This is a genomic window from Autumnicola lenta, from assembly GCF_031846515.1.
Taxonomy (GTDB): Bacteria; Bacteroidota; Bacteroidia; order Flavobacteriales; family Flavobacteriaceae; genus Autumnicola; species Autumnicola lenta.
In genome coordinates, this window is sequence record NZ_JAVRHO010000010.1 from 127,291 (window position 1) to 143,064 (window position 15,774).

16 protein-coding genes are annotated in these 15,774 nt (G+C 39.6%); 7 read left to right on the forward strand and 9 right to left on the reverse strand.

Features of this window, described 5'->3' with window-relative positions:
- The first annotated feature begins 82 nt into the window (after nucleotides 1–82).
- A complete protein-coding gene (locus RM545_RS08950; RefSeq protein ID WP_311494982.1) occupies nucleotides 83–508 on the forward strand; it encodes an organic hydroperoxide resistance protein in 426 nt (141 codons plus the stop codon).
- A gap of 616 nt (nucleotides 509–1,124) precedes the next feature.
- Here RM545_RS08950 and RM545_RS08955 read toward each other — a convergent pair.
- On the reverse strand, nucleotides 1,125–1,703 hold the full coding sequence (locus RM545_RS08955) for a DUF2911 domain-containing protein (RefSeq protein WP_311494983.1): 579 nt from the start codon (nucleotides 1,701–1,703) through the stop codon (nucleotides 1,125–1,127).
- A gap of 193 nt (nucleotides 1,704–1,896) precedes the next feature.
- Here RM545_RS08955 and RM545_RS08960 point away from each other — a divergent pair, with 193 nt between their 5' ends.
- The 4 genes from RM545_RS08960 (at nucleotide 1,897) to RM545_RS08975 (ending at nucleotide 5,212) form a co-directional block, all read left to right on the forward strand.
- Nucleotides 1,897–2,442 carry an RNA polymerase sigma factor gene (locus RM545_RS08960; protein WP_311494984.1) on the forward strand — a complete coding sequence of 182 codons (546 nt, stop codon included), beginning with the start codon at nucleotides 1,897–1,899 and terminating at the stop codon, nucleotides 2,440–2,442.
- The gene (locus tag RM545_RS08965; protein ID WP_311494985.1) at nucleotides 2,426–3,037 is read left to right on the forward strand and encodes a hypothetical protein; all 612 of its coding nucleotides are present in this window, start codon (nucleotides 2,426–2,428) and stop codon (nucleotides 3,035–3,037) included. The genes RM545_RS08960 and RM545_RS08965 overlap by 17 nt, the downstream gene beginning before the upstream one ends.
- On the forward strand, nucleotides 3,018–4,412 hold the full coding sequence (locus RM545_RS08970; RefSeq protein ID WP_311494986.1) for a DUF4097 family beta strand repeat-containing protein: 1,395 nt from the start codon (nucleotides 3,018–3,020) through the stop codon (nucleotides 4,410–4,412). The genes RM545_RS08965 and RM545_RS08970 overlap by 20 nt, the downstream gene beginning before the upstream one ends.
- Nucleotides 4,413–4,522: 110 nt before the next feature.
- Nucleotides 4,523–5,212, forward strand: coding sequence for a peptidoglycan DD-metalloendopeptidase family protein (locus RM545_RS08975; protein WP_311494987.1), 690 nt, complete (start codon nucleotides 4,523–4,525; stop codon nucleotides 5,210–5,212).
- A gap of 539 nt (nucleotides 5,213–5,751) precedes the next feature.
- Here the strand turns inward: RM545_RS08975 and secA are convergent.
- From secA to RM545_RS08995, 4 genes are all read right to left on the reverse strand, one after another.
- Nucleotides 5,752–9,114, reverse strand: a complete 3,363-nt coding sequence (secA, locus tag RM545_RS08980) for a preprotein translocase subunit SecA (RefSeq protein ID WP_311494988.1) — start codon at nucleotides 9,112–9,114, stop codon at nucleotides 5,752–5,754.
- Nucleotides 9,115–9,201: 87 nt separating this feature from the next.
- A complete protein-coding gene (locus tag RM545_RS08985; RefSeq protein ID WP_013070580.1) occupies nucleotides 9,202–9,423 on the reverse strand; it encodes a DUF2795 domain-containing protein in 222 nt (73 codons plus the stop codon).
- A 237-nt stretch (nucleotides 9,424–9,660) separates the two neighbouring features.
- Nucleotides 9,661–10,233 carry a cob(I)yrinic acid a,c-diamide adenosyltransferase gene (locus tag RM545_RS08990; RefSeq protein ID WP_311494989.1) on the reverse strand — a complete coding sequence of 191 codons (573 nt, stop codon included), beginning with the start codon at nucleotides 10,231–10,233 and terminating at the stop codon, nucleotides 9,661–9,663.
- Nucleotides 10,230–10,424, reverse strand: coding sequence for a hypothetical protein (locus RM545_RS08995; RefSeq protein ID WP_311494990.1), 195 nt, complete (start codon nucleotides 10,422–10,424; stop codon nucleotides 10,230–10,232). Before RM545_RS08995 ends, RM545_RS08990 begins: the two co-directional genes overlap by 4 nt.
- A 192-nt stretch (nucleotides 10,425–10,616) precedes the next feature.
- Here RM545_RS08995 and RM545_RS09000 point away from each other — a divergent pair, with 192 nt between their 5' ends.
- Both RM545_RS09000 and RM545_RS09005 read left to right on the forward strand, forming a co-directional pair.
- Complete coding sequence (locus tag RM545_RS09000) at nucleotides 10,617–10,850, forward strand: hypothetical protein (protein WP_311494991.1); 234 nt, start codon at nucleotides 10,617–10,619, stop codon at nucleotides 10,848–10,850.
- Nucleotides 10,838–11,155, forward strand: coding sequence for a type II toxin-antitoxin system RelE/ParE family toxin (locus RM545_RS09005; RefSeq protein ID WP_311494992.1), 318 nt, complete (start codon nucleotides 10,838–10,840; stop codon nucleotides 11,153–11,155). Before RM545_RS09000 ends, RM545_RS09005 begins: the two co-directional genes overlap by 13 nt.
- A 20-nt stretch (nucleotides 11,156–11,175) precedes the next feature.
- Here RM545_RS09005 and RM545_RS09010 read toward each other — a convergent pair whose 3' ends face one another.
- The 4 genes from RM545_RS09010 to RM545_RS09025 form a co-directional block, all read right to left on the reverse strand.
- Entirely contained in the window at nucleotides 11,176–11,874 is a 699-nt protein-coding gene (locus RM545_RS09010; RefSeq protein ID WP_311494993.1) for an ABC transporter ATP-binding protein, read from the reverse strand.
- Between the two features lie 194 nt (nucleotides 11,875–12,068).
- The gene (locus tag RM545_RS09015; protein ID WP_432264581.1) at nucleotides 12,069–12,998 is read right to left on the reverse strand and encodes an O-methyltransferase; all 930 of its coding nucleotides are present in this window, start codon (nucleotides 12,996–12,998) and stop codon (nucleotides 12,069–12,071) included.
- A 54-nt stretch (nucleotides 12,999–13,052) separates the two neighbouring features.
- Nucleotides 13,053–13,457, reverse strand: coding sequence for a four helix bundle protein (locus tag RM545_RS09020; RefSeq protein ID WP_311494994.1), 405 nt, complete (start codon nucleotides 13,455–13,457; stop codon nucleotides 13,053–13,055).
- Nucleotides 13,458–13,574: 117 nt separating this feature from the next.
- Complete coding sequence (locus tag RM545_RS09025; protein WP_311494995.1) at nucleotides 13,575–15,449, reverse strand: ABC-F family ATP-binding cassette domain-containing protein; 1,875 nt, start codon at nucleotides 15,447–15,449, stop codon at nucleotides 13,575–13,577.
- Nucleotides 15,450–15,774: the final 325 nt, after the last annotated feature.

Here is a 15,774-nt window from a genome sequence, read left to right on the forward strand (position 1 = left end):
GTTACAAAGTTAGGAATTCATTCTGAGTGGCAATATTATTTGTATATTGATGCTGAAAAATAAATATAAAAACAGAATCAAGATGAAGACATTATATACGACCAATGTGACTACAACAGGAGGTAGAAATGGCCGAACGACTAGTGAAGATGGGGTTTTGGATATGGAATTAGCCATGCCGAAGGAACTTGGGGGAGAAGGTGGTGAATATTCTAATCCTGAACAATTATTTGCAGCGGGTTACTCGGCATGTTTTGGAAGTACTTTGGAAGTTTTGGCAAAAAAGCACAAAATAGAACTTGGAGATTATAGCGTTACCGCCACAGTGGAATTAGGAAAAACTGAAGAAGAAGATTTGGAGCTTTCGGTTATTCTCGATTGTTATATTCCGGGGGTGGATGTTGAAAAAGGTGAGGAGCTCGTGAATGAGGCTCATGAAATTTGCCCTTATTCAAGAGCAACTATGGATAATATTGATGTTACTCTAAATCTTTTACTCGACGAGTAGCTTTTAGAAGTAGATTTCAGCAAAAGGAGCGTCAAATAGCGCTCCTTTCTGTTTTTACAGGTTTTTGTATTTCAGAGATCCGGTTTAGCGGAGTTCAAACCTTTTCTTTCTAAAGGCAAGCCTCAAAAATGCCAATTTTCGACTTACAGTTTTTCCTGTCACGAGTACACAAATGTTGAATTTGTTTCGTTTGTTCTTAGGTGTTCGGTTGGGAGTCGAAACCTTTTTCTCTAAAATTTGGCTAAGATCTACTTCTAAAATTTTCTTCTGAAGGGAAAATTTTAATACCGATAATTGCCATTTTGAGTGTATTACTATTTTTTGAATACTCATCCACACTTCGTCAGGCTCAGTATGACTATCGTGAAAATTTTAAGATATAGGAATAGAGAAGTTGTAAATTCATAATACGGACTTTGGAGCATCTCGACTCCGCTCGATGTGACATTCGGGACAAAGAGTGCGGGAAATTTATGACCAAACAAAAATCTTAAAAATCCAATAATTGCCAATCTGAAATTACCCATTTTTTATGCGAAAATCAGCGTGATCTGCGGGAGTAAAGAGTTTTTTTTTATGATTCCTGTCTCCTGTTTCCTGATTCAATTCAATCAAATTATTCAGCGACCTCTACACCTTCAGCTTCTTTAATTGGCAGTGAAATGCTGGTATCATCCCAGCTCAGAAAAAGAAAAATAAGATCATTTATTTCTTCAAAGAAAATGGTAAACTGTTCCACGTTATTTTCGATTTTATTTACAGCTGTTTCTATAACCAGTACATCATATTGAGGGTCGCGATAGGCTTTTTTTTCGAGGTCAATTCCCCAGGGATACATCTGAGAATTAAAAATCACCTTCCAGGTTTCTTTACCGGGAATAGTCCATAACGTGTATTTTCCTGCTTTTAAGAGGGAGCCATCCACCAGAATATCTTTGTCGGTTTGAAAAGTGGTAGCTTCGTTAGCTCCGGTCCGCCACACTTCATCATAGGGAACGAGTCCACCAAAAATCTCCCGGTCTTTTTTATAAGGTCTGTTATAAAAAACCTCGAGTGTTATTCCTTTGCTTTTAAAGTGAACGGTGTCCTGAGGGCTATGCGCCTTTGTGTCGTAACGCAGGACGAATGCAATAGCCAGAATTACGGCCGTAATGGCGCCAATTACTTTTAATGATTTCTTTAGAGTAGGATTCATATATGCCTTTGGTACTAGAGGTTCAAAAAATGTGCAAATATGTGATTCAAAAGAAAAACTTCTTCCGGAAGCCAGGTGAAAGTAATGATATTTGCTGCGCTTAAGTTCGTTTTTGAAAAAAAATATATGATTTTGCAACATGTGAAAAATAAAATCGTATTTAAAGTGAACACCAACCAAAACCAATAAAAGTTTGTTACAAAATGAATTAATAGAAGCTTGCAGGCAAAATGACCGCCGGGCGCAACTGAAGCTATACAATAAGTATAGCCAGGGTATGTACTTCGTAGCCTTAAGGTTTATTCAGGATTCTTTTGAAGCTGAAGATGCGATGCAGGAAGCTTTTATAAAGGCTTTTTCAAAACTTCATCAATTTAACGGAGAAGTTACGTTTGGGGCCTGGTTAAAGCGGATTGTGATCAATAAATGCCTGGACAAGCTTAAAGCAAAAAAGATGGAATTGGTCGCCATAAATGAACGAACAATGACCACAGTAGAAGAGGACGACAACTGGCAGGTACAGGACGGGATAGGAGTTGAAGAGGTAAAAGCGGAAATTGAGCGATTGCCCGAAAAGTACAAGTATCCACTAATGCTGTTCCTTATTGAAGGTTACGATCATGAGGAAATTTCCGAAATACTGGAAATTAGTCAGGTTTCATCACGGACGCTGGTTCACCGAGGAAAGAAAAAATTACAGGAAGAATTAAAATTAAAGAAAAATGGCACAGGATATTAGAGACATGTTCCGGAATGATGAGGATGAAAGCCGCAAATCACAGAAACTGAAAAGCGGCCATCAAAAACGTTTCGAGGCGAAGCTGGATGCGGCATTGCCAGAGCAAAAGAAGAGAAATAGTTTTCCGTATCTAAAAATAGCTGCTGTATTGGTGGTAGCTTTTGGAGTGGCAATGTTCTTTTTTAGACCGGGTATAACCATGGAAGAGAACCGCGTAGTGGAGATTCCGGTAGAAGAGAACCTGCAGGAAGATGCTCAGGAACCGGCGAAACAATTTCAGCTAAGCGATGTTTCTCCACAATACCGGGAAATTGAGAATTATTATATGGCCAGCCTTAATCTGGAATTGGCAAATCTTAATATTACAGAAGATAATAAGGCACTTATAGATGCTTTTATGGCCAAACTTGCAGAGCTGGATAAGGAGTATAAGCGCCTGAATGCCGATCTTAAGGAAAGTGGCCCTAACGAGCAGACCGTAGAGGCAATGGTGGCAAACCTTCAGCTAAGACTGGAATTGCTGTTTAAATTAAAGAATAAGATCAAAGAAATTAAAGAATCAAAAAACGACAATTATGAAGACCTACAAGCTTAATTATATTGTACTGCTGCTGTTGTTTATAAGCGCGGGAGTTTCAGCACAAACTAAGAAACACGTGCAAAGTTTTAATACAAATGCTAACGTGAATGTGAATGTAGATGCTAAACATACTAACATTCTTGTGGAGAAATGGGACAAAAATGAAGTTCTCGTGGAGGCTTACCTGGATGCTGAAACTTCAGATAAAAAAGAAATAGACCAATTGATGAAAAGCTGGAAGCTGGATGTTTCAGGATCTTCTAACGATGTGAGAATAATATCAGGTGGGGGTGTTTCCTGGAACGTGATGCCAGATGTTAGTATGAATATGTCAGATTTAAATGAATCTATGGGTGGTTTGCAGGAAATGCTGGGTCCGCTTATGGAAAACCTGATGCCGATGATTCAGAACATTGCAGCAAATCCCCTTCCGGAGAATTTCACCTCGAAAATGGGCAATATGAATTTCGATTTTGAAGCTTACGAGAAAAATCCAGATGAGTATATGAAGAAATGGGAAGCGCAGGTAGAAGAAAATTTTGGTGAAGATTTCGAAAAAGATATGGAAGCCTGGGCTGCTAAAATCGAAAAAAATTCTGAGAAGTGGGAGAAGGATTTTGAAGCAAAAATGGAAGATTGGGGAGAGAAGTTTGGAAAAGATATGGAAGTCTGGGGAGAACAATTTGGGAAAGACATGGAGAAATGGGGTGAGCAGTTTGGTAAAGAAATGGAAGCCCGTTTTGAAGGTGAAGACAGTAAAATAATCGTTTTGTCTGGTGATGGAGCTAAAGCAAAGAAAAGGATTAGAATAACTATTCCCAGGAATGCTAAACTAAACCTCGATGTGCGCCACGGAGAAGTAAAACTTCCGGGGGCAACTTCAAACCTTAAAGCCAGTGTATCTCATGGATCATTATCGGTAAATACGCTTACCGGGAAGCAGACTGATGTGAAAGTTTCTTATTCCCCGGTAAAAATCAGGCAGTGGGATTATGGCGTATTAAATACAGATTATGTGCAGGATTGTGTGATAGACCGCGCTACAAGTATAAAATTAAGCTCCAATTCCAGCGATGTGCTTATCAGGGAGATTACAGAAACCGGTATTCTTTCCGGCTCTTTCGGAGATTTGAACATCCTTAACCTGGCTCCCGGATTTCAAAACCTTAGGATTACGCTGGAGAACAGTGACCTGAAACTTTCTTTGCCCGATACCGCTTTCAGTTTTAATTATGACGGGACGCAGAGTGATCTTGATTACCCAAAGTCGATGCAACTAAAGTCCACGGAAACTTATGATAATGTAATTCTAAACGGATTTAATAAAAGTCGAAATGGTTCAGGAACTGTAAGTATTAAAGCAAGTTTTAGCGATGTTTTGGTAAAGTGAAAATCTAAACTTATTTTTAGCCGATAGAAAAAGGTCGTCTAAAAGTGCAAAATTTCAGAAGGACGAAATTGGGCATTTTTTGAAGATCTTTTTTGCTGAAAAAATGCTGAATGAAGACTGAAGCTTTTGCTGAATTTATTGCCGGACTTACCACAGGATTTACTCCCGTAGTTGCAAACCTGGAACAGGAAGACTACGTGCCGATAGATCTTTCTGAAACCAATCCTGAAATACTGAAACTGGAAATGCTCTCTTCTGAAGCTTTTTCGGTTTTTCTAAACAATTCCCTGCGAAGAGCAGGAAAAAAAGCAGCTTTTGGAGGTTACAATGAAGTCCGAAACCTTTACAAGAGGAGTAATTTGTTCAATAAAAATACTGAAGAATTCCTGAACAGGAACATACATATTGGGTTGGATATCTGGACTGAAAAAGGCACTGCCGTACTTGCACCGCTGGAAGGAAAAGTCCACAGCTTTAGGGATAATGATAATTTTGGAGATTACGGCCCTACTATTGTTCTGGAGCACGAAGTGAAAAATAGGAAATTTTATACGTTGTATGGACATTTAAATCGGGAATCGCTTTCAGAATTAAAGACAGGGCAGCAAATAGACCAATTTCAGGAAATTGCAGAACTGGGCGATCCTATAGAAAACGGAGATTATGCGCCGCACCTTCACTTTCAGGTTATGGAGGATCTAATGGGATTTGTCGGAGATTTTCCCGGAGTTGCGTCCAAAAATGAAATTGATCTTTACCTCAGGAATTGTCCCGATCCTAATTTGTTACTTAAAATATAGGTTTACTCCGCACTGACCACCCCGGCCTTCGGCCACCCCTCCTTAAAAAGGAGGGGAGCTTTGTTGTTTGTTTCAATTTAGGTGATGTCTCAAAAATGGCAAATATTAGCCTTTTAGTCGGTTGACCTTCGGCCACTCCTCCTTGAAAAAGGCAGGAATTTTTTCAATTAAGTGAGGCTTCAAAAATGGCAATTATCTGCCCGTTTGCTACATCGATCTTCGGCTACCCCTTGAAAAGGAGGGGAGCTTTTTTCTTTTAACTTAAGCGTTGCTTCAAAATGGCAATTATCGGTCCGTTTGCTACTTCGATTTTCGGTTACCCCTTAAAAAGGAGAGGAGCTTTATAGTTTTAGATCAAGCAATGCCTCGAAAATGACAATTATCGGTCCGTTTGCTACATCAATGTTCGGTTACCCCTTAAAAAGGAGGGGTGTATATTTAGGAACGACCTCCGAACTACGAACTACAGACTACAAAACAAAAAATCCCGAAAAACCATTTCAGTTTTTCGGGATTTTTTAATGTTCACAGCCTACAGCCTACTTATTTTCTACAAGCACCCAGTCTCCTTTATCCAGTAACGGGATAGCTTGTTTATATTTCAAAGTTTTATTTTCACCAGTCATTACATTTTTTACCGTGATTTTGTCGTTACGGCCAATTTTTGGTTTGTCCCTAACCACAGTTTCTGTCACCTGAGGTTTTGGTTGCTGGCGTTGTCCTGCAGCTCGGTTCTGAGCAGCCCTTTCGTCGATATTCTGAATTTCTTCTTTAGAAGTTTCAACTTTTTCACGTTTCCTGGTCTGTCTCGCTTCCTGAATATTGGAAACATTTCCTTCCGGAATTTCTCCTTTAAAGAGGAAGCCAATCACATCTCTGTTTACCTGGTCCAACATTGCTTTAAAAAGTTCAAAAGCTTCAAACTTGTAGATCAATAACGGATCTTTTTGTTCGTGAACCGCCAGCTGAACGCTTTGTTTCAGCTCATCCATTTTTCTTAGATGCGTCTTCCAGGAATCGTCAATTATCGCCAGGGTAATATTCTTTTCGAAATCTTTTACCAGCTGCTTACCTTCAGTATCATAGGCTTTCTTCAGGTTAGTGACTACCTGTAATGTTTTGCTGCCATCTGTGAAAGGCACCGAAATCCTTTCGAAGTTGTTCCTTTCATCTTCAAAAACCTGTTTAATTACCGGGAATGCCCTGGAAGCACTATGTTCCATTTTTTCCTCGTAATGCTTATATGCAGCTTTATAAACTTCCCCGGCTATTTTCTGAACCGGCATTTTTTCAAAATCCTCTTCAGAAACAGGAGAACTCATAGAAAAATAACGGATAAGTTCAAATTCGAAATTCTTATAGTCCATCGCCGCTTTGTTCGTTTCGGCAATAGCTTCTGAAGTGTCAAATATCATATTGGCGATATCCACTCTTAAGCGATCTCCGAAAAGAGCATGGTACCTACGTTTGTATATCACTTCCCTCTGGGCGTTCATTACATCATCATACTCGAGGAGACGTTTACGAATCCCAAAGTTGTTTTCTTCCACTTTTTTCTGAGCCCGTTCAATAGACTTCGAAATCATGGAATGCTGGATAACTTCACCTTCTTCAAGACCCATTTTATCCATTAATTTTGCAATCCTGTCAGAACCGAATAAACGCATCAGGTTGTCTTCCAGGGAAACATAGAACTGGGAACTTCCGGGATCACCCTGTCGTCCACTACGACCTCTTAACTGCCTGTCCACACGTCTGGAATCGTGTCGTTCTGTACCTACTATAGCAAGACCGCCGGCATCTTTAACTTCTTTGCTAAGCTTAATATCGGTACCACGACCTGCCATGTTCGTGGCGATGGTCACAATTCCGGACTTACCGGCTTCAGCAACAATATCTGCTTCTTTTTTGTGCATTTTCGCGTTCAGCACGTTATGCGGAACACTTCGAAGTTTAAGCATCCTACTCAGTAATTCTGAAATTTCTACGGAAGTTGTACCAATAAGCACCGGTCTTCCTTGTTTTGAAAGATCGGTAACATGATCGATCACCGCATTATATTTCTCACGTTTGGTTTTGTAAACCAAATCTTCTTTATCATTTCTGGCAATAGGACGGTTTGTTGGGATTTCAACAACATCAAGTTTATAAATCTCCCAGAATTCCCCTGCTTCGGTCACTGCAGTACCCGTCATACCCGAAAGTTTGCGGTACATTCTAAAATAATTCTGAAGTGTTACGGTCGCAAAAGTCTGTGTGGCATCTTCAATTTTTACATTTTCCTTAGCTTCGATGGCCTGATGCAATCCGTCGCTGTATCGACGACCTTCCATGATACGACCGGTTTGCTCATCCACAATCTTAACTTTATTGTCGATAACCACATATTCGGTGTCTTTTTCGAATAAAGTGTACGATTTAAGCAACTGGCGCATCGTGTGGATACGTTCGCTTTTTACGCTATATTCACGGAAAAGTTCTTCTTTCTTTTCTGCTTCTTCCTCTTTGGAAAGTCCTTCTTTTTCAATTTTGGCGATTTCCATACCAATTTCAGGCATTACAAAGAAATCGGGGTCGTTCTCACCGGAAAGGAATTCAATTCCTTTATCGGTAAGATCAATCTGGTTGCTTTTTTCTTCAATGGTAAAATATAGCTCCTCATCAACTTTAGGCATCTCGCGGTTGTTATCCTGCATGTACTGATTCTCAGTCTTCTGCAATAACTGCTTGATTCCTTCTTCACTTAAATATTTAATAAGTGCCTTATTCTTCGGCAATCCGCGGTAAACACGAAGTAATTGTTTTCCGCCTTCCTTAGTGTCCCCTGCAGCGATAAGTTTTTTCGCTTCAGCAAGGATTTTCACCAGGTGCTTACGTTGTACTTCAACAATATTGGCAACCGCAGGTTTTAATTGATCAAATTCATGAACATCACCTTTTGGAATAGGTCCCGAAATAATAAGAGGTGTACGGGCATCATCAATTAAAACGGAATCCACCTCATCCACAATTGCGTAATTATGAGGACGCTGTACAAGATCGTTTGGTGCATGGGACATATTATCCCTTAGATAATCAAAACCGAATTCGTTATTGGTTCCGTAGGTAATATCGGCATTATAGGCTTTTCTCCTTGCTGCAGAATTTGGGCGGTGGTAATCCACACAATCTACACTAAGACCATGAAATTCGAAAATAGGAGCCATCCAGGCGCTATCCCGTTTTGCAAGATAATCGTTAACGGTTACCAGGTGAACCCCTTTTCCGGTTAAAGCGTTGAGGTACATTGGGAGGGTGGCAACAAGTGTTTTACCTTCCCCGGTATGCATCTCTGCAATTTTTCCCTGGTGCATCGCGACACCACCAATAAGCTGAACATCATAATGAACCATATCCCAGGTCACCGGTTTACCGGCGGCATCCCAGGAATTATTCCACACGGCATAATCGCCGTCGAGGTTTACGTAATCTTTTTCAGCGGAAATTTCGCGATCAAAAGAAGAAGCTTGTACCCTTAACTGAGTATTATTTACAAAACGTTTGGCAGTTTCCTTAACTGTAGCGAAAGCTTCGGGAAGTATTTCATTAAGAACACCTTCTGAAATTTCGTAAGATTTATCTTTTAAAGCATCAATTTCCACGTAGATATCTTCCTTGCGGGTGATATCTTCAGATTCATCGGCTTCTTTCTCAAGGGCTATAATTTTTTCGTTTACTTCCTTTAGGGCATCTGCAATTTTTGCTTTAAAAATAGCAGTTTTTGCTCTTAGTTCATCAAGGCCCAATGCTTGATATTCAGACTCATATGCCTTTATTTGTTCAACTATGGGTTGTATCTCTTTGACGTCTTTTTTTGATTTGTCGCCAACAAATACTTTTAATACAGAATCTAAAAAACTCATAAGTTTTTTGTTTTAATATGTTTCAAATGTAAACAAAAAAAAAGCCTCACTTTGGAGACTTTTTTGCTTTATTTCTAATGGTTTGTGTCAATATTCATCCTCATTCCAGAGATAATCATCGTCTGTGGGATAATCCGGCCAAATCTCTTCAATAGAATCGTAGGAATCTCCTTCATCCTCGATGGCCTGTAGATTTTCAACAACTTCTAAGGGCGCTCCCGTTCTAATTGCGTAGTCAATTAACTCATCTTTTGTGGCAGGCCATGGCGCATCACTTAAGTAAGATGCTAGTTCTAAAGTCCAATACATGATCGAATCTGGTTTATAATTTTTGCAAAAATAAATTTTTTGCCGAAATAGCCAAGAAAAAAATCTTATAATTATTCAATACCGTTAAGAACTTATTCTAAAAACTTACTTTTTACTCGATAATCGAGATTTTAATGCATCCGAGGCTTGCCTCGAAATTTAAAATTATTTATTAATGCTTCGTGGGCTTGCCCCGAAGCAGTTTACTAAAAAGAAGCTTTCAGTAGAGGGAAATCTTTAGGATTTTTCCGGAATCCATTTTATCTCTTCCGACTTGAAGTATTTTGTCAATTTTCGTGCCAGCACAAAGAGATAATCAGAGAGCCTGTTAAGGTATTTTAGAACCGACTCGTCAAAAGCTTCGATTTCATAAAGTGCTGTTGCTAAACGTTCTGCCCTGCGGCAGACACAGCGTGCTATGTGACAGAATGACACGCTTTGGTGGCCTCCCGGAAGCACGAAATGTGTCATTTCTGGAAGGTCTTCATTCATTTTATCCATTTCTTTTTCAAGAAATTCTATATCTTCAGCAGAAATCTTAGGAATGGACAATCTCTGCTTTCCGTTTTTAAGCACTGCTTTTTCAGGATCTGTGGCCAGAATTGAGCCAATCGTAAAAAGGCGGTCCTGAATTCTAATCAGGTTTTGCTTAAGCTCATCTTCAATATCCTGGTCCCGTAGAAGTCCGATATGGGAATTAAGTTCGTCTACCGTTCCGTAGCTTTCGATTCTTATATGATGTTTCGGGACGCGGGTGCCGCCAAATAAAGCAGTAGTTCCCTGGTCTCCGGTTCTGGTGTATATTTTCATGGTTTATTTTTCTCCTGAAAAGTTTCTTCAGATTTTTCCTGCTTTCTGCGCTCTAAATACCTTCTTCTGAAATTTCTGTTCTTCCTGTTTTTCCGATCGATCTTTGCACGTCTGGAATTTGTGCGGAAGTAGATAAAGATAGCAGCAATAATAGCGAGGTAAAGCCAGGTTTCCTGATCAAAATCAAGCATCTTGGATTCTTTTTACGAAGATAAGAAAGTTGAGATTTAAAAATAGACGGGCGAAGTTAAAATTTAACAAGGTTGTTGATCCAAGGAATAAAAGTTCTCAAGGAGACCAAGAATAATAAAGTCATCATCTAAATTGATTAGTATATTTGGTGGAAAGGAGAACATTCACGAATTTTACAAGAAAGGTAGCGGATGAAAACTTTAGATAACATAAGAAATCGATTAATAGATAAAATCTTAATTTCTCGTGATGAGGAATTACTTTTTGCAATTGATAAAATTTTTGATTCTGCCCAATCCGATGAAAAACTTCATTTAAATTCTGAACAGATTGAGTTGTTACTAATGAGTGAAAAAGATATTGAAGAAGGAAAAGTTATTTCTGAAGATGATCTGGAGAAATTGGACTCTGAATGGATGAGTTAAGTATTTCCTGGACTCCATCTGCAGTAAAGCAGAGGAATCAAATTTTTGACTATTGGAATAGACGCAATCAAAGCCTGAATTATTCCAGGAAATTAAATACTTTGGTTAAGGACCGAATTCAAATATTGAAGAAAAATCCGGAAATAGGTGTCAAGACAAATTTTGAAAATACAAGGGCTCTTTCTTTAGGCCATTATAATATTCTCTACAAAATCTACACTTCCAAAATAATAATCACAGGTCTTTGGGATAACAGACAGGATCCGGAGAAGATTCTAAAATTTTTCAGGGAAAATAAAGATTAGTTGGAAACTGAGACTTTAGATTACCTGCTCATCACTTCCTTTCGCTCATCGCTCTCCACCATGCCATCTTTAAGACGAATAATACGATGTGCATGTTCTGCAATATCTTCTTCGTGAGTTACCAGGATTACCGTATTGCCTGCAGCATGAATTTCATCAAAAAGGTGCATAATTTCTACTGAAGTTTTGGAATCCAGGTTACCTGTAGGTTCATCGGCAAGGATTATGGAGGGTTTATTAACCAGGGCGCGGCCAACGGCAACACGCTGTCTTTGTCCGCCGGAAAGCTGATTCGGCTTGTGATCCATGCGATCCCCGAGGCCTACGTTGGTAAGGACTTCTTTGGCTCTCACAATTCTGTCAGATTTTGAGTAACCGGCGTAAACCATAGGAAGTGCAACATTATCCAGAGCAGTAGTACGCGGTAATAGGTTAAAGGTCTGAAAAACAAACCCAATTTCTTTGTTCCGCACTTCAGCAAGTTCATCATCGGTCATCTTGCTCACATCTTTTCCGTTCAGGATATAAGATCCCGAAGTTGGAGTATCAAGACATCCCAGCAAATTCATGAGAGTGGATTTACCTGATCCTGAAGGTCCCATAAAAGCGACATATTCTCCGCGCTCTATGTTGAGGTCTATTCCCTTAAGAACTTTTACAGTTTCCTGACCCAGCGGGAAATCCCTGGTGATATTGGTAATTTCAATGACTCTGCTCATTTGTAAAGCTATTTTCACAGGATAAGACGCAAGTTAACGACATTTGTTACAATTGTACAATCTTTATGGTGAAGAGTGAAGGAGGAAAAGAGGTAAAGAGTGAAATTCGAGGCAGAAGGTGGAGCGGGAGAATCCTCTCCGTGCTTTTAACGTAAAAAGAAACTTTTTGACTTATTTAGCCTACAGCCTACAGCCTAAAGTCTAATAACAAAATGTTGCTTTGCCTGTTCTTTTCTGAAGAAAATAAGGCCCCAATAGAAAGTGTCGATAGAAACCGTGACGTCAGGATGGTTTTTGATTTCTTCCCAGGCTTCTTCCATTTGCGGCGACCAGTGGATGTCGTCAAAAACAAAAACCGAATTGTTTTCAGCAGTAGGTAACAGCCTATGGAAATAATCTAAAGTCGGCTGTTTCTGATGATTTCCATCGAAGAAAACCAAGTCGTATTTTTGTAGTTTATAGTTCGTAGTTTTTAGTTCGTGGTTTTTGGTTTTTTGTTCGTAGTTTGTAGTTCGTAGTTTATAGTTTGTTTCTCCATTTGCCACTCTCCACTCTCTTGTCTCTTGTTTCTTGTCTCTAGCATCTTTTCTTTCTTCACTTTCCACGCTCCACTCTTCACTCTCCACTTCCTCCAGCGCATCCTCAAATTTGCCAATTTTCAGCACAATATTATCTAATCCGAAGTTTTCAAATTGCTGTTGGGCGATATTTGCCGTTTTCGGGCAGCCTTCTAAAGTCAGCACCTTAACATCTTTGTTTGCAGCCATTGCTGAAGTTGCTATACCCAGCGAAGTTCCCAATTCCAGCACATTTTTACATTCAAGATAGTTCACCAGTCGGTAGAGTAACTTTGCACGCTTTCCTGAAATCCCCGCATTCTTTGCCACTGCCGAAATTTTTCGTTTATCGGACTTAAATACCCTGCTTCCGGCACCAAAGTCGGTTACTTTAATATAATTGTCATTTTTCAGTAAACTTCTTCGGAAGGATTTCAGAAGATCATACGCCGGATATTTTTTTCTGTCGTAAAAGCATTTTGTCACCAGTTCATATACAAAAGGGGAGTGGAGCCCGTGTTGGTTTTGGCTTTTCAGGAGGAATTTTATGTAGGAAACGAGTATCACTCTTACCAGTTTGTAGTTTAGCGTTTATTGTTCATGGTTTCTTTATTCCTGAATCTAATCCTGATCTGGTTTTTTATATTTTAAGCCCTTATATTCAGACTTCCGCAGATAAAACATAAACGCACCTATCTTATTTTCAGCTTTGGTGCAATCTGCTTCTAGTTCTTCATATTGTTCGTCACTAATAAGGTTTTTGTCCCGTGCGCGATATAATTGGGATTTTAATTCAGCGGTAGATCCTTTTGAATAACTTAAAAAATTGTGGAATTCCTGATTTCCCCCGCGGCCGTAACCTTCAGCAATATTGTCCATAATGGAACCGGAACTACGTTCCATTTGGTTTCGAAGTGAATAGTTTTTTCCTAATGAAGTTTCATTAAATAAAATTTCTACTTTCTGGCAGATAATTTTGGCTAATTGCCATGCTTCAATGTCTTCAAATTTTTCGATTTTGGCCATTATAATATTTTTTACTTTTTAAACACCAAACACCAAACACCAAACACCAAACACCAAACACCAAACACCAAACACTAAACTTACTCTTCACTCTCCACTCTCCACTCTCCACTAAATTCACATTCCCCCCTTCTCCATCAACTCAAACCATCTTTGGGTTTTTTCTTCTATTTTTTTTTCAACATCTTTTAACTTCAGAGAGGTTTTGTCGACTTCTTCGCCGCTTAGATCCTTCAGGAATTCCTTCTGAATTTCTTCTTTCTTTTTTTCCAGTTTGGCAATTTCTTTCTCCAGTCTGCCGTATTCCTTCTGCTCGTTGTAAGTTAGTTTAGATCCTGTAGAATTCTTCTTCCAGTCGCTTTTGTCCTGTTTGGCTTCAGCTTTTTCTGTAGAAGATTCAGTATCCTGGGCAGCGCTTTCCTCATAGCTCCTGTAGTCGGTATAGTTTCCGGGGAAATCTTCGACTTCAGCATCGCCTTTAAAGACAAAGAGGTGATCCACAATTTTATCCATAAAATACCTGTCGTGAGAAACGACAATTACGCAGCCGGGGAAATCCAGAAGAAAACTTTCCAGCACGTTTAGAGTCACGATATCAAGGTCGTTGGTAGGTTCATCCAGGATGAGGAAGTTGGGATTCTGAATAAGCACAGTACATAGATAAAGCCGCTTCTTTTCGCCTCCGCTGAGTTTTTCCACAAAATCGTACTGCTTCTTACGGTCGAATAAAAAACGTTCCAAAAGTTGCTGAGCTGAAATCTGTTTTCCTTTCTTCAGCGGAATAAAATCCCCAAACTCACGAATTACATCGATAACTTTTTGCCCCGGTTTGATTTTTATACCACGCTGAGTGTAATATCCGAACTTGATGGTGTCGCCAATCACTACTTTTCCGGAATCTGGTTCCATCTGGCCGGTAAGGATATTCAGGAATGTAGATTTCCCTGTTCCATTCTTTCCGATTATTCCCAGTCGCTCGCCTCGCTGAAAGTTGTAATCCAGATTTTTAAAAAGTTGCTTTCCGCCGAGTTCTTTAGAAAGTTTATGGATCTCCACAATTTTACTTCCCATTCTTTCCATGTTGATCTCCAGCTGAACAGTATGATCGTTCCTGCGCTTGCTCGCTTTTTCTTTGATCTCATGAAAATCATCAATCCGTGACTTGGACTTGGTAGTACGTGCTTTGGGTTGCCGGCGCATCCAGTCCAGTTCCTTCTTAAAAAGCTGCTTGGCTTTATCGGTATTCGTCTGTTCCTGTTCTACCCTGGATTCTTTTTTGTCCAGGTAATAGGAGTAATTCCCCTTGTAAGTATAAAGTTGCCCATCTTCCAGTTCCACAATTTCGTTACAAACTCTTTCAAGAAAATAACGGTCGTGGGTAACCATAAAAATGGTGAAATTTTCCTTTTTGAAATATGCTTCCAGCCACTCGATCATATCTAAATCGAGGTGGTTGGTGGGCTCATCCATGATAATAAAATCAGGTTTATGCAGGAGCATATTTGCCAGCGCGAGACGTTTTTTTTGTCCGCCGGAAAGATGCTTTACTTCCTTGGAAAGATCTTCAAGTTTAAGCTTGGAGAGGATCTGCTTGTACTGGGTTTCAAAATCCCATGCCTGGGCAGCATCCATTTCTTCAAAAGCCTTTTGATAGGCATCGGCATCTTCAGGATTTTTTAAAGCCTTTTCATAGCGGTCAATAATCCTTAGGGTTTCATTTTCTGAAGAAAATATCGTTTGCTCTACAGTGAGATGCGGATCAAGGTCCGGCTCCTGCGGAAGAAATGCCGTTGTAATGTCTTTGCGATAAACGACCTGGCCATCATCGGGCGCATCGAATCCTGCAAGAATGTTGAGGAGGGAAGTTTTTCCCGTTCCGTTTTTGGCGACAAAACCTACTTTTTGACCTTCATTTATTCCGAAGGAAATTCCTTCAAAAAGTCCGCGTTCGCCGTATGATTTTGATATGTTTTCAACTGAAAGATAGTTCACGTAATATATTTTGCTGTAAAATTAGATTGATTAGTCGGAAATCCTTTCAATAAAGCGAGAAATTTGTTTCAGAGTAAATAGTGAAGAGTGAAGAGTGAAGAGTGAAGAGTGAAGAGTGGAAAGTGGAAAGTGGAAAGTGGAAAGTGAGTGGTTCAGCCTTGCAGGACTAACCGGATACTACCAAAGTTCCTTCCCTTTTTTCAAGGGAAGGTGGCTTTGTCAGCCAGAGGCTGATAAAGTCGGAAGGGTAAAAAAACACTATTCTAATAACCTGAGTTCGATTAATAATATGGAGTAAAAAAGGAATAAAAATAGGTGGATTATT

Bases quoted from the DNA above. Each gene is read 5' to 3' on its own strand.
- RM545_RS08955 (WP_311494983.1), bottom strand. From the start codon at position 1,703: ATGAATCCTACTCTAAAGAAATCATTAAAAGTAATTGGCGCCATTACG.
- RM545_RS08950 (WP_311494982.1), top strand. From the start codon at position 83: ATGAAGACATTATATACGACCAATGTGACTACAACAGGAGGTAGAAAT.
- RM545_RS08975 (WP_311494987.1), top strand. From the start codon at position 4,523: ATGAAGACTGAAGCTTTTGCTGAATTTATTGCCGGACTTACCACAGGA.
- RM545_RS08970 (WP_311494986.1), top strand. From the start codon at position 3,018: ATGAAGACCTACAAGCTTAATTATATTGTACTGCTGCTGTTGTTTATA.
- RM545_RS09020 (WP_311494994.1), bottom strand. From the start codon at position 13,457: ATGGCCAAAATCGAAAAATTTGAAGACATTGAAGCATGGCAATTAGCC.
- RM545_RS09010 (WP_311494993.1), bottom strand. From the start codon at position 11,874: ATGAGCAGAGTCATTGAAATTACCAATATCACCAGGGATTTCCCGCTG.
- RM545_RS08965 (WP_311494985.1), top strand. From the start codon at position 2,426: ATGGCACAGGATATTAGAGACATGTTCCGGAATGATGAGGATGAAAGC.
- RM545_RS08995 (WP_311494990.1), bottom strand. From the start codon at position 10,424: ATGCTTGATTTTGATCAGGAAACCTGGCTTTACCTCGCTATTATTGCT.
- RM545_RS09005 (WP_311494992.1), top strand. From the start codon at position 10,838: ATGGATGAGTTAAGTATTTCCTGGACTCCATCTGCAGTAAAGCAGAGG.
- secA (WP_311494988.1), bottom strand. From the start codon at position 9,114: ATGAGTTTTTTAGATTCTGTATTAAAAGTATTTGTTGGCGACAAATCA.
- RM545_RS09000 (WP_311494991.1), top strand. From the start codon at position 10,617: ATGAAAACTTTAGATAACATAAGAAATCGATTAATAGATAAAATCTTA.
- RM545_RS08990 (WP_311494989.1), bottom strand. From the start codon at position 10,233: ATGAAAATATACACCAGAACCGGAGACCAGGGAACTACTGCTTTATTT.
- RM545_RS08985 (WP_013070580.1), bottom strand. From the start codon at position 9,423: ATGTATTGGACTTTAGAACTAGCATCTTACTTAAGTGATGCGCCATGG.